Source organism: Paracoccus sp. SSK6 (genome assembly GCF_039770665.1).
In the GTDB taxonomy this organism is placed as follows: domain Bacteria; phylum Pseudomonadota; class Alphaproteobacteria; order Rhodobacterales; family Rhodobacteraceae; genus Paracoccus.
This window is the reverse complement of the sequence record NZ_JBDPNJ010000003.1, coordinates 68,660-80,145: the sequence shown is the minus strand read 5'-3', so window position 1 is coordinate 80,145 and position 11,486 is coordinate 68,660. Positions and strand designations below refer to the sequence as shown.

At 69.5% G+C, this 11,486-nt stretch carries 10 protein-coding genes and 1 riboswitch; of the genes, 6 read left to right on the top strand and 4 right to left on the bottom strand.

Annotation, left to right across the window (positions count from 1 at the left end; translation table 11 throughout):
- The first annotated feature begins 56 nt into the window (after nucleotides 1–56).
- Nucleotides 57–659, top strand: a complete 603-nt coding sequence (locus tag AAIL68_RS03525; protein ID WP_347138116.1) for an SH3 domain-containing protein — start codon at nucleotides 57–59, stop codon at nucleotides 657–659.
- A 310-nt stretch (nucleotides 660–969) separates the two neighbouring features.
- Here the strand turns inward: AAIL68_RS03525 and dapB are convergent, their stop codons facing one another.
- The gene (gene dapB / locus AAIL68_RS03520) at nucleotides 970–1,806 is read right to left on the bottom strand and encodes a 4-hydroxy-tetrahydrodipicolinate reductase (RefSeq protein WP_347138115.1); all 837 of its coding nucleotides are present in this window, start codon (nucleotides 1,804–1,806) and stop codon (nucleotides 970–972) included.
- 74 nt (nucleotides 1,807–1,880) lie between these two features.
- Here dapB and rbfA point away from each other — a divergent pair, with 74 nt between their 5' ends.
- Genes rbfA through truB form a run of 3 tightly spaced genes read left to right on the top strand, consistent with a single transcriptional unit; the run spans nucleotide 1,881 to nucleotide 3,991 of the window.
- The gene (gene rbfA, locus AAIL68_RS03515; RefSeq protein ID WP_347138114.1) at nucleotides 1,881–2,300 is read left to right on the top strand and encodes a 30S ribosome-binding factor RbfA; all 420 of its coding nucleotides are present in this window, start codon (nucleotides 1,881–1,883) and stop codon (nucleotides 2,298–2,300) included.
- Between the two features lie 28 nt (nucleotides 2,301–2,328).
- Nucleotides 2,329–3,045, top strand: a complete 717-nt coding sequence (locus tag AAIL68_RS03510; RefSeq protein WP_347138294.1) for a phosphodiester glycosidase family protein — start codon at nucleotides 2,329–2,331, stop codon at nucleotides 3,043–3,045.
- A gap of 52 nt (nucleotides 3,046–3,097) precedes the next feature.
- Entirely contained in the window at nucleotides 3,098–3,991 is an 894-nt protein-coding gene (gene truB / locus AAIL68_RS03505) for a tRNA pseudouridine(55) synthase TruB (RefSeq protein WP_347138113.1), read from the top strand.
- Between the two features lie 220 nt (nucleotides 3,992–4,211).
- On the opposite strand, the gene AAIL68_RS03500 is transcribed toward truB, so the two are convergent.
- From AAIL68_RS03500 to AAIL68_RS03490, 3 genes are read right to left on the bottom strand one after another with little or no spacing between them, the layout of a single operon-like run.
- Complete coding sequence (locus AAIL68_RS03500; RefSeq protein WP_347138112.1) at nucleotides 4,212–4,904, bottom strand: ATP-binding cassette domain-containing protein; 693 nt, start codon at nucleotides 4,902–4,904, stop codon at nucleotides 4,212–4,214.
- Nucleotides 4,897–6,444: a thiamine/thiamine pyrophosphate ABC transporter permease ThiP gene (locus tag AAIL68_RS03495; protein ID WP_347138111.1), complete on the bottom strand. Its 1,548-nt coding sequence runs from the start codon at nucleotides 6,442–6,444 to the stop codon at nucleotides 4,897–4,899. Before AAIL68_RS03495 ends, AAIL68_RS03500 begins: the two co-directional genes overlap by 8 nt.
- A complete protein-coding gene (locus tag AAIL68_RS03490) occupies nucleotides 6,420–7,400 on the bottom strand; it encodes a thiamine ABC transporter substrate binding subunit (protein WP_347138110.1) in 981 nt (326 codons plus the stop codon). The genes AAIL68_RS03495 and AAIL68_RS03490 overlap by 25 nt, the downstream gene beginning before the upstream one ends.
- Nucleotides 7,401–7,431: 31 nt before the next feature.
- Nucleotides 7,432–7,529: riboswitch (TPP riboswitch) on the bottom strand.
- Between the two features lie 48 nt (nucleotides 7,530–7,577).
- On the opposite strand from AAIL68_RS03490, the gene mutS reads away from it, so the two are divergent.
- On the top strand, nucleotides 7,578–10,226 hold the full coding sequence (mutS, locus tag AAIL68_RS03485; protein WP_347138109.1) for a DNA mismatch repair protein MutS: 2,649 nt from the start codon (nucleotides 7,578–7,580) through the stop codon (nucleotides 10,224–10,226).
- Nucleotides 10,223–11,323: a chorismate synthase gene (aroC, locus tag AAIL68_RS03480; protein ID WP_347138108.1), complete on the top strand. Its 1,101-nt coding sequence runs from the start codon at nucleotides 10,223–10,225 to the stop codon at nucleotides 11,321–11,323. Before mutS ends, aroC begins: the two co-directional genes overlap by 4 nt.
- Nucleotides 11,324–11,486: the final 163 nt, after the last annotated feature.

Below are 11,486 nucleotides of genomic sequence, written 5' to 3'. Positions count from 1 at the left end.
GACCCCATGGCATGTGGCGTCAAAGCCGCTAGACTGCGGTTCAGGAGGATACGCCCATGTTCCGCACAGCCCTTGCCCTGACGCTTGCCCTTGCCGGTCCCGCCTCAGCCACGCAGGAATACATCCTGCCCACCCTGTTCGACGTGGCGGGCGTCGCCGCGAATGACGTCCTGAACATCCGGGCCGAGCCGAACGCGTCGTCCGAGATCATCGGCACCCTGGCGCCGGGCGCAAAGGCCATCGAGGTGGTCGAGGAGCGCCGGGGCTGGGGCCGGGTCAACACGCCCGAGCGGTCGGGCTGGGTGTCGATGCGCTATCTGTCCTATCGCGTCGATGTGTGGGAGCCGGGCGCATTGCCCGCCGCGTTCCGCTGCCTGGGGACCGAGCCGTTCTGGGACGCGAAGCGCGAAGGGGGCGATCTGGTCCTGCGCACGCCCGAAAATCAGGCGGGCGACCGACGTCCCGTTCAGGCGGTGCTGGACAGCGGCATCTTCCGCGATCCCGCGCGGGTGGTCGTGGCGCGGGACATGACGCTGTTCTCGCATCCGCAGATCTGTTCGGACGGGATGTCGGACCGGCTTTATGGGCTGTCGGCGGTGATGGTGCTGCATGGGGATCAGCCACGGATGCTGTCGGGATGCTGTTCGATCCAGCCGTAAGGGGGCATGGTGGGGTGAAACCCCACCCTACAAGCCGCCGTAGGGTGGGGTTCTACCTCACCATGACCAAGGTAAACGGGCGGGACCAGGAAACGCATTGCGTTTCCCCCGCCGCGTGATCGGGTTCGGTTAGAGACGGTTCCGCTCAAGCCCACGAGAGGCCAGCGCCCGACCCGGTGGGCGAGAAGCGCCCGCCGGGGAGCGGGTCGGGCGCTGGCCGGGCTTTTGAAGCCCGGCAGCATTGGTGGCTATGGAGCCACGTGGCGAAGGCGATGGCCTTCGCCAGCCGAGCCGGGTGAATCGCGCCCGCCTAGTTCAACCCCAGCACATCCTGCATGTCGTATTCCCCCGGCCCCTTGTCCTGGCCCCAGATCGCCGCGCGGATGGCGCCGCGCGCGAAGATCGCCCGGTCGGTCGCCAGGTGCCGCAGCACGATCCGTTCGCCCTGGCCCGCGAAGATCACGTCATGCTCACCCACCACGTCGCCGCCGCGAATGGCGGCAAAGCCGATCGAACCCGCCTCGCGCGCGCCGGTGATGCCTTCGCGCGCCGGTGTCCGCAATTCGGCCAGCGTCCTGCCGCGCCCTTCGGCGGCGGCCTCGCCCAGCATCAGCGCGGTGCCGGACGGCGCATCGACCTTGTGGCGGTGATGGGCCTCGACGACCTCGATGTCCCAATCCTCGCCCAAGGCGGCGGCGACCTTGCGGGTCAGGCCCGTCAGCAGGTTCACGCCCAGGCTCATGTTGCCGGCGCGGATGATCGGCGCATGGCGGGCGGCGGCCTTGAGACAATCCAGATGCGACTGTTCCAGCCCCGTGGTGCCGATCACATGCACCGCGCGGGCCTGCGCGGTCAGTTCGGCGAAGGCCACGGTCGCGGCGGGCGCGGTGAAGTCGATCACCGCCTGCGCCTGCGCGATCACCGCCACGGCGTCGTCGCTGACCGTCACGCCCAAGGCCGCCCCGCCCATGGCTTCGCCCACGTCGCGGCCGATCCAGGGATGGCCGGGGCGTTCCAGCGCGCCCACAAGCCGCGCCTCGGGACTGTCCGCGATCAGCCGGACCAGCATCTGCCCCATCCGGCCCGAGGCCCCGGTGACGACGATCCCCGGCAGGACGGGCGCGTCTGTGTTCTGCAAATCGCTCATGGGGGCCTCCGGGCTTTGCTTTCCCGCCTCTTATCCCGTTGCGGCGCGCCCCGCGACCCCCTACATCGGGACGCATGGCACAGAACCGTTTTTCCCAAGGGCCCGGCCCCTCGCAGCGCCAGCTTCGCGTGGGCGAGCTGATCCGCCGCACCCTGTCCGACGTGCTGCTGCGCGCCGACGTGCATGACCCGGATCTCAACCGCCATTCGATCACCGTGGGCGAGGTCCGCACATCGCCCGACCTGAAGGTCGCCACGGCCTATGTGCTGCCGCTGGGCGGGCATGACGCGCAGGATGCGCTGGCCGCCCTGCGCCGCAATGCGCCGGAACTGCGCCACCTGGTCGCCAAGGCGATGACGCTGAAATACGCGCCGCAACTGCGCTTCCAGCTGGACGAGACCTTCGACCGGCTGGACGACACCCGCCGCATGTTCGCCGACGAACGCGTCCGCCGCGATGTGGAAGGCGCGGATGAGGATGGCGATGCCGGTTGACCTGCGCCCCCTGGGCGTGGCCCTGGGGATGCTGGTGGCCTGGGCAATCCCGGCGGCGGCGGACGGGTGCAGCCGCATGAGCCATGACGGCCAGGGCTATGTCGTCTGCGAGGTATCCGCCGACCAGGAACCCGCGCTACGCCTGTGGCAGGACGGCGCCGACGGCAAGCCGCTGCGCAACTTCAGCAATGTCCGCGCGACGCTGGCGCAGGGCGAAAGCCTGTCCTTCGCCATGAACGCGGGCATGTATCATGCCGATTACCGCCCCGTGGGCCTGCTGGTCATCGACGGTGCGGAGCTGCAGCCCATCGTCACCGGGGCCAGCCGCGACAATTTCGGGATGCTGCCGAACGGGGTTTTCTGCACCGGCGGCGCGCGGCCCTTCCAGGTGATCGAAAGCCGCGCCTTTGCGAGCGCCCGCCCCGACTGCCGCCTTGCCACCCAGTCCGGGCCGATGCTGGTGATCGACGGCGACCTGCACCCGCGTTTCCTGGTCGATTCGGACAGCCGCTATGTGCGGAACGGCGTCGGCGTGTCGCCCGATGGGCAGACCGCGTGGTTCGCGATTTCCGACCGGGCGGTGACGTTCCACGAATTCGGCCGCCTGTTCCGCGACGGGCTTGGCGTGCGCGATGCGCTGTATTTCGACGGTTCCATCAGCCGCCTTTACGCGCCGGGGGTGAACCGGGCGGATTTCGGGCGGTCGCTGGGGCCGATCATCGGGCTGGTCGAAAGCGCCGGTTGACGGCTTGCGGCCCCGCCGCTATGCCGCCGCCTTCGATTTCACGGGGGTTACAATGGCACGCAAGAAGGGCCGCGACATCAATGGCTGGCTGATCGTGGACAAGCCCGCGGGCGTCGGCTCGACCGCGGTGGTGGCCAAGGTCCGCTGGGCGCTGGACGCGAAGAAGGCGGGCCATGCGGGCACGCTGGATCCCGACGCGACCGGCGTCCTGGCCGTGGCGCTGGGCGAGGCGACCAAGACCGTCGCCACCGTCACCGATGCGCTGAAATGCTATGACTTCACCGTCAACTGGGGGGCCGAGACTGCGACCGACGATGCCTCGGGCGAAGTCGTGCGGACCTCGGATGCCCGCCCCGACCGCGCCGCGATTGAATCGGCGCTGCCCGCCTTTACTGGCGACATCATGCAGGTTCCCCCGGCCTTTTCCGCCGTCAAGGTCGATGGCGAACGCGCCTATGACCTCGCGCGCGAGGGCGAGGAACTGGATCTGGCCGCCCGTCCCCTCTGGGTCGAAAGCCTGACCCTGCTGGACTGCGACCGCGACACCGCCCGGCTGGAGATGGTCTGCGGCAAGGGGGGCTATGTCCGCTCCATCGCCCGCGACCTGGGCCGGGCGCTGGGCTGCCTGGGCCATGTGGCCCATCTGCGCCGCACCTGGTCCGGCCCGTTCGAGGCCGAGGGCGCCGTGCCCTTCGACAGGATCGACCGCGAGGCGCAGGACTGGCTGGACACGCAGCTTCTGCCGCTGGAGGTCGCGCTGGCCGACCTGCCGATGCTGCGCGCCACGCCCGAAGGCGCGGTCCGCATCCGCAACGGCAATCCGGGGCAGGTAACGGGCACTGCGGAATGGGGCGATCTGGTCTGGGTGGCGGATGCGAAGGGGCCGGTCTGCATCGGGCGTTACCAGGGCGGGCTGGTGCAGCCGGAACGGGTGTTCAACCTGTAAGGGTCCAGCGCCGACTGGTAAAGGCCATCGCCTTTGCCACGCGCTGCGACTACCACCAAAGCCGCCGGGCCTCCGAGGCCCGGCCAGCGCCCGCCCCGCCACCGGCGGGCGCCGGCCTACCGAGATCGCGGAACCGAAACCTCTCTGATGGCACCGTCACACGCGGGCGGAGGAAACGCAGTGCGTTTCCTTTTCCCGCCCATGCGATGTTCTGTCCATTTCACCCCAGATAGGCCCGCAGCCCCGGCGGCGGGTTGTCCAGCAGCGGTCCGGTCGGCACCGGCGGATGCGCCACGCCGCCATCCACCAGGATCGTCTGCGGGGCGAAGCTGCGGGCGTCGTCGGGGTCGTGGGTGACCATCAGCACCGTGGCATCGGTCTGGTCGGCAATACGGGCCAGCAAAGTCAGCATTTCGCCCTTCAGCGCCGGTCCAAGCGCCGCGAAGGGCTCGTCCAGAAGCAGCACGGGCCGCGCGCGCAGCAGCACGCGGGCAAGCGCCACGCGGCTTTGCTGGCCGCCCGACAGGTTGGCGGGCTTGCGTGCCTCCATCCCCTCCAACCCGACCTCGGCCAGGACCTGCGCCACGCGGGTCCGCTGCAATTCGGACAGGCGGAGGTCGGGGCGCAGCCCAAGCCCCACGTTCTGCGCGACCGTCAGGTGGGGAAACAGGTTCTGGTCCTGGAACAGCGTCGAGACCGGGCGTCGTCCCGCCGGCAGGGCGGTGATGTCCTGCCCGTCCAGGAGGATGCGCCCCCGGTCGGGCGCCAGGAAGCCGCCCACCAGCGACAGCAGCGTGGATTTCCCCGACCCGGATGCGCCGATCACCGCCACCCGCGCCCCCTTGGGGATGGTCACGTCCGCCGACAGGGTGAAGCTGCCGCGCGTCACGCGGACGGCGTCGAAGTCAAGCAAGGCGTCCCCCACGGTCGAAGATCCAGAACAACCCGAAACTGATCGCCATCAGCAGCACCGCGCAGGCCGAGGCATCGGCCATGCGATAGGAATTCATCAACTGGTACAGTTGCAAGGGCAGGGTTGGCCGGTCGCCCCCGAACAATGTGATCACGCCCAGATCCCCCATGGCCAGGGCCGCCGCCAGCCCGCCCGCGAAGCCCAGGGAACGGGCCAGGCGCGGCAGGGTCAGGTAACGCAGCCGCGCCCACCCGCGCAGGTCCAGCGAATCGGCCAGCCGCCCGTAGTCCCGCTGCAGGGTCCGCGCCGCCGGGATCAGCGCGCGCAGCCCGAAAGGCAGGGCCATCACCGCATTGATCGCCACCGTGACCGGCAGCGCCAGTGCCTGCGGCGGAAACCAGCCGCGCAACAGGATGAACAGCCCCGTCCCCAGCACCAGGGGCGATGCGATCAGAGGCAGCATCCCCGCCGTCTCGATCCAGCGCATCCGCCCGCGCGACAACGACAGGGCCAGCATCAAGGACAGGATCAGCGCCAGCAGGGCCGAGATCAGCGCCATGACCACCGATCGGAGCGCGGCGTCCCAGACTTCGGGCGGCAGGACGGGGATACGGGGCAAGCCACGCAGGGTCACGGTGCCCATGGGCCAGATCAGGAACCCGGCGGCCGCTGTGATCACAAGGGCGTCGCTGATCCGGCGCCATCCGCCGGGTGCCGCGGGCATGTGGTCCGCATCCAGCCCCGCGCCGAAGGCGGCAGGGATCGCGATCCATCGCGCCAGCGCCATCGCCGCCACGCAAACCGCGATCTGGATCAGCCCCAGGCTCGCCGCCCGTCCCAGGTCGAAGTCGAAGCGGAAGGCCTGATAGATCGCCAGTTCCACGGTGGTCGCGCGCGGCCCGCCGCCAAGCGCAAGCGCCACGGTGAAGCTGGTCAGGCAGACCAGGAACACCGCGAGCCAGACGCCGGGCAGCACCGCCCGCAGCATCGGCCGTTCCAGATGCCGCGCCACGTCGCGCGGACCGAAGCCCAGCGATGCCGCCAGCCGGAAGCGTTCCGCCGGGATCGCTTGCCAGCCCTGCAGGATCAGTCGCACCGACAAGGGCAGGTTGAAGAACACATGCGCCAGGATCACGCCCTGCCAGCCATAGATGGTGATCTCGGGCAGGCCCAGGGCACGCAGCCCGTCATTGACCGCGCCGTTGCGGCCGAAGATCGAGACAAGCCCCATGATCGCCACGATCACCGGCAGGATGAAGGGCGCGCCAAGCAGCGTCACCAGGGCCGCCCGCCCCGGAAAGCGCCTCCGCGCCAAGGCACGCGCGACCGGCACCGCCAGCAATGCCGACAGCGTGGCGGACAGCGCCGCTTGCCAAAGCGTGAACCACACCGCGCGCCAGTCCCAGGCGCCAAGCCCCGACAGTCCCTGCGCCTGTCCCATGACGGCGGCCAGCGTGCCAAGGATCAGCGCGGCAAGGCCAAGGGCGGCGACCGCGCCCCCGGCCTCGGCCCGCGTCAGCCGGAGAATGCCCGCAGCCATTCGTCCAGCGCGGGCTGACGCAGCGCCTCGGCCTCGTCTTCGGAATAGAACAGGGTCTTTTCGGGGCGCGGCAGATCGCGCATCACCTGCGGCCACTCGGCTTCGGGCAGCTTGGCGGGCAGGGACCAGTTGGCCAGCGGGATCACCTTCTGGAACTCGGGCGTCAGGATCCAGTCCATGAATTGCTGTGCCAGTTCCGGCTGGTCGGTGGTGCGGACCTGTGCCGCGACCTCGGCCATGAAGTAATGGCCCTCGGGGAAGATCGCAGCCTTCTTGGCCGTGTCGCCCTCGGCCTCGATGTGATAGGCGGGCGAGGTGGTGTAGGAGAGCACCATGTCGGCCTCTCCCTCCGTGAACATGCCGTAGCTTTCGGACCAGCCCTTGGTCACGGTCAGCACCTTCGGCGCAAGCCTGGCCCAGGCGTCCGGCGCGTCATCGCCATAGACCGACTTCACCCAGAGCAGCAGCGCCAGACCCGACACGGAAGACCGCGGATCCTGGATGACGATCTTCAGGTCGTCGGATGCGTCCAGCAGTTCGGCGAAACTGGCGGGCGGGTTTTCCAGCCGGGTCTCGTCATAGACAAAGGCCGTCTCGCCCCAGTTGTAGGGCAGGAAGATGTCGTCCGTCCATTCGATGGGCAGCGACAGGCCGGTCGTGTCCTGCCCATGCGGTGCGAAAAGGCCGGATGCGCGGGCGCGGGCCGTCACGTCGGTGTTCAGGCCGAAGACGATGTCGGCCTCGGTCTTCTCGCCCTCCATCAGGATGCGCGACAACTCGTCCCCGGTGACGAAGCGCAGGTCGCAGGCGCAGATGGCCTCGAACCCTTCCTCGATCTTCGGGCCGGGGCCCCATTCGCTGGTGATGGATTCGCCCGCATAGACGGTCAGGACGGGCTTGTCCTGCGCGAATGCCGGGGTCGCGGCCAGCAGGGCAAGCATCAGGGGCAGTTTCATCGCTGTCTCCTTTCCACAAGGGTTACGAAAGAAAGGACAGCGTCACCTTCCCTCCGCCGGTGTTAGCCGGATCAGGTTCAACGGGTCCGCTTGCGCGTCTCAGCCAGGAAGGCCCCCCGAGGTAGGCCTTGAATGTAGGGATTTCGCAGGCGGGCGCAAGCGGCTAGAACAGCGGCCATGACGAAGGATACCACCGATCAGCCCACCCCGATGATGGCGCAATACCTGGCGATCCGGGACGCCAATCCCGGCGCGCTGCTGTTCTATCGGATGGGCGATTTCTACGAGATGTTCTTCGACGACGCGGTGGCCGCCGCGAGCGCCCTGGACATCGCGCTGACGAAACGCGGCACCCATGCGGGCGAGCCGATCCCGATGTGCGGCGTGCCGGTCCATGCGGCGGAAAGCTATCTGCTGACGCTGATCCGCAAGGGGTTCCGCGTGGCCATTGCCGAGCAGATGGAGGATCCGGCCGAGGCGAAGAAGCGTGGGTCCAAGTCGGTCGTCGCGCGCGACGTGGTGCGCCTTGTCACCCCCGGCACCCTGACCGAGGAATCGCTGCTGGAGGCGCGGCGGCACAACTATCTGGCGGCCTTCGCCCAGGTTCGCGAGGATTGCGCGCTGGCCTGGGTGGACATCTCCACCGGCGCCTTTCAGGTGATGGACTGCGCCCATGCCCGGCTGGCCCCGGAACTGGCGCGGCTTGCGCCCCGCGAGTTGCTGGCGGCCGACGGATCGGGGCTGGACGATCTGGCGGCGGATGCCGGGGCGGCGCTGACCGACCTGCACGCATCCGCCTTCGACAGCGCGGCGGGGCAGCGGCGGCTTTGTGCGCTTTATGGCGTGGAGACGCTGGACGGCTTTGGGTCGTTCACCCGCGCCGAACTGTCGGCCATGGGCGCCATCGTCGATTACCTGGACCTGACCCAGAAGGGAAAGCTGCCGCTGCTGCGCCCGCCGGTGCGCGAACGCGCGGGGGGGGCGATGCAGATCGACGCGGCGACCCGGCGCAACCTGGAACTGACGCAGGCCCTGTCGGGCGGACGCGAGGGCTCGCTTCTGGCGGCCATCGACCGGACGGTGACGGCCGCGGGCGCGCGGCTGCTGGAACGGCGCATCAGCGCGCCGAGCCGCGATCTGGCGCTGATCCATGCGCGGCAGGATGCGGTGGCGATGCTGGTCGATGACCCGCGCCTGATGGGCGACCTGCGAACGGCCTTGGCGCGCGTGCCCGACATGGACCGGGCACTGTCGCGGCTGGCGCTGGACCGGGGCGGACCGCGCGATCTGGCCGCGATCCGGGCGGGGCTGGCGCAGGGCGCGGCCATCGCGGCGCGGTTGCCGAGCGATGCCGCGCCGGTGCTGGCCGAGGCCGCGCGTGACCTGACCGGCCATGACGCCTTGATCCGGCTGCTGGATGACGCGCTTGTGGCCGAACCCCCGCTGCTGGCCCGCGACGGCGGCTTTGTCGCCAGCGGCCATGACGAGGATCTGGACCAGACCCGCCGCCTGCGGGACGAGGGCCGGGGCGTCATCGCCGGGATGCAGGCGGACTATGCCGCGCTGGCGGGGGTGGGCAGCCTCAAGATCAAGCACAACAACGTGCTGGGTTATTTCATCGAGACGACGGCCACCCATGCCGAACGCATGATGGCCCCGCCGCTGAACGCGACCTTTATCCACCGCCAGACCACCGCCAACCAGGTCCGCTTCACCACCGTCGATCTGTCGGAGCTTGAGACGCGCATCCTCAACGCCCGCGACCGCGCGCTGGAGATCGAGCGCGGCATCTTCGACCGCCTGCGCGCGGCGGTGCTGGACCGGGCCGCAGCCATCGGCCAGGCGGCGCGCGCCTTGGCCGAGATCGACCTGGCCGCCGCCTTCGCCGACATCGCCACGGGCGAGGGCTGGACCCGCCCGCTGGTCGATGACAGCCGCGCCTTCGTGATCGAGGGCGGCCGTCACCCGGTCGTGGAACGCGCCCTGAAGCGCAAGGCCGAAAGCTTCGTCGCCAATGATTGCGCGCTGACCGAAGGCCAGACGCCGGCGATATGGCTGCTGACCGGCCCGAACATGGCGGGCAAATCCACCTTCCTGCGCCAGAACGCCCTGATCGCCGTGCTGGCGCAGGCCGGGGCCTTCGTGCCCGCCCGCCGCGCCCATATCGGCCTGGTCAGCCAGCTTTTTTCCCGCGTGGGCGCCGCCGACGACCTCGCGCGCGGGCGCTCCACCTTCATGGTCGAGATGGTGGAAACCGCCGCGATCCTGAACCAGGCCGACGACCGCGCCCTGGTGATCCTGGACGAGATCGGGCGCGGCACCGCCACCTGGGACGGGTTGTCCATCGCCTGGGCAGTCATGGAGCATCTGCATGAAACCAACCGCTGCCGGGCGCTGTTCGCCACCCATTACCACGAGATGACGGCGCTGTCCGCCAAGCTGGACGGCGTGGAGAACGCCACCGTCGCGGTGCGCGAATGGGAGGGCGAGGTGATCTTCCTCCACGAGGTCCGCAAGGGCGCCGCCGACCGCAGCTATGGCGTGCAGGTGGCAAAGCTGGCGGGGCTGCCCGCATCCGTGGTCGAACGCGCCCGCGCCGTGCTGGACGCGCTGGAATCGGGTGAACGCGAGGGCGCCGCCCGCCCTGCCGCCCTGATCGACGACCTGCCCTTGTTCCGCGCCGTGCCGCCCGCGCCTCCCCCCGCCCGCGCCAAGGAAAGCCCGCTGGAGGCGCGGATGAAGGACATCCACCCCGACGCCCTGACCCCGCGCGAGGCGCTGGATCTGATCTATGACCTGAAAGCCCTGACCGGAGAAACCGCATGAGCTACAACACTTTCGGCCGCGCGTTCCGGTTCACCACCTGGGGCGAAAGCCACGGTCCCGCGCTTGGCGCCACCGTCGATGGCGTCCCGCCCGGCGTGGCCCTGGACGAGGCCTGGATTCAGCAGTTCCTGGACCGCCGCCGCCCCGGCACGTCGAAACACACCACCCAGCGCCGCGAACCCGATCAGGTCCGCATCCTGTCGGGTGTCTTCGAGGGCCGCACCACCGGCACGCCGGTCCAGCTGATGATCGAGAACACCGACCAGCGGTCCAAGGATTACGGAGAGATCGCGCAGGCCTTCCGCCCCGGCCATGCCGACATTACCTATCATCTGAAATACGGCCATCGCGATTATCGCGGCGGCGGGCGTTCGTCTGCCCGCGAAACCGCGGCACGGGTCGCGGCGGGTGGCATCGCGCAGGCCGTGCTGCGCGAGTTGCTGCCCGACCTGCGGATCACCGGATACATGGTGCAGATGGGCAGCCTGCATCTGGACCGCGCGAAATTCGACGCGAATGCCATCGGCGACAACCCGTTCTTCCTGCCCGATGCCAGTGCCGTGGACCAGTGGTCCGACTACCTGGACACCATCCGCAAGGCGCAGGACAGCGTCGGCGCCGCCATCGAGGTGCTGGTCGAGGGCTGCCCGCCCGGCCTCGGCGCGCCGGTCTATGCCAAGCTCGACACCGACCTTGCCGCCGCGATGATGTCGATCAATGCCGTGAAGGGCGTCGAGATCGGCGAGGGCATGGCCGCCGCCGCCCTGACCGGCACCGACAATGCCGACGAGATCCGCATGGGCAACGACGGCCCGATCTATCTCTCGAACCACGCGGGCGGCATCCTGGGCGGGATCAGCACCGGCCAGCCGATCGTTGTCCGCTTCTCGGTCAAGCCCACCAGCTCCATCACCACGCCGCGCCGCACCATCGATCGTCACGGGCAGGAGATCGACCTGATCACCAAGGGCCGCCACGACCCCTGCGTGGGCATCCGCGCAGTCCCCGTGGCCGAGGCGATGGCCGCTTGCGTGATCCTGGACCACCTGCTGATGGACCGGGCGCAGACGGGCGGCGCACGGGGGCGGATCGGTTAGGGTCAGTCAACATGCTGACAGCGCGCCGCCCTTGATCTGGCAAAGGCCATCGTCTTTGCCACGCGATGAAGTTGCCCCGAAAACCGCCGGGCCCCAAAGGCTCGGCCAGCGCCCAACCCCCCTTGGGCCGGATGCCGACCTACCGGGGGCTTGGGCGCCAATG

Bases quoted from the DNA above. Each gene is read 5' to 3' on its own strand.
- AAIL68_RS03525 (WP_347138116.1), top strand. From the start codon at position 57: ATGTTCCGCACAGCCCTTGCCCTGACGCTTGCCCTTGCCGGTCCCGCC.
- dapB (WP_347138115.1), bottom strand. From the start codon at position 1,806: ATGAGCGATTTGCAGAACACAGACGCGCCCGTCCTGCCGGGGATCGTC.
- rbfA (WP_347138114.1), top strand. From the start codon at position 1,881: ATGGCACAGAACCGTTTTTCCCAAGGGCCCGGCCCCTCGCAGCGCCAG.
- AAIL68_RS03510 (WP_347138294.1), top strand. From the start codon at position 2,329: ATGCTGGTGGCCTGGGCAATCCCGGCGGCGGCGGACGGGTGCAGCCGC.
- truB (WP_347138113.1), top strand. From the start codon at position 3,098: ATGGCACGCAAGAAGGGCCGCGACATCAATGGCTGGCTGATCGTGGAC.
- AAIL68_RS03495 (WP_347138111.1), bottom strand. From the start codon at position 6,444: ATGGCTGCGGGCATTCTCCGGCTGACGCGGGCCGAGGCCGGGGGCGCG.
- AAIL68_RS03490 (WP_347138110.1), bottom strand. From the start codon at position 7,400: ATGAAACTGCCCCTGATGCTTGCCCTGCTGGCCGCGACCCCGGCATTC.
- mutS (WP_347138109.1), top strand. From the start codon at position 7,578: ATGACGAAGGATACCACCGATCAGCCCACCCCGATGATGGCGCAATAC.
- aroC (WP_347138108.1), top strand. From the start codon at position 10,223: ATGAGCTACAACACTTTCGGCCGCGCGTTCCGGTTCACCACCTGGGGC.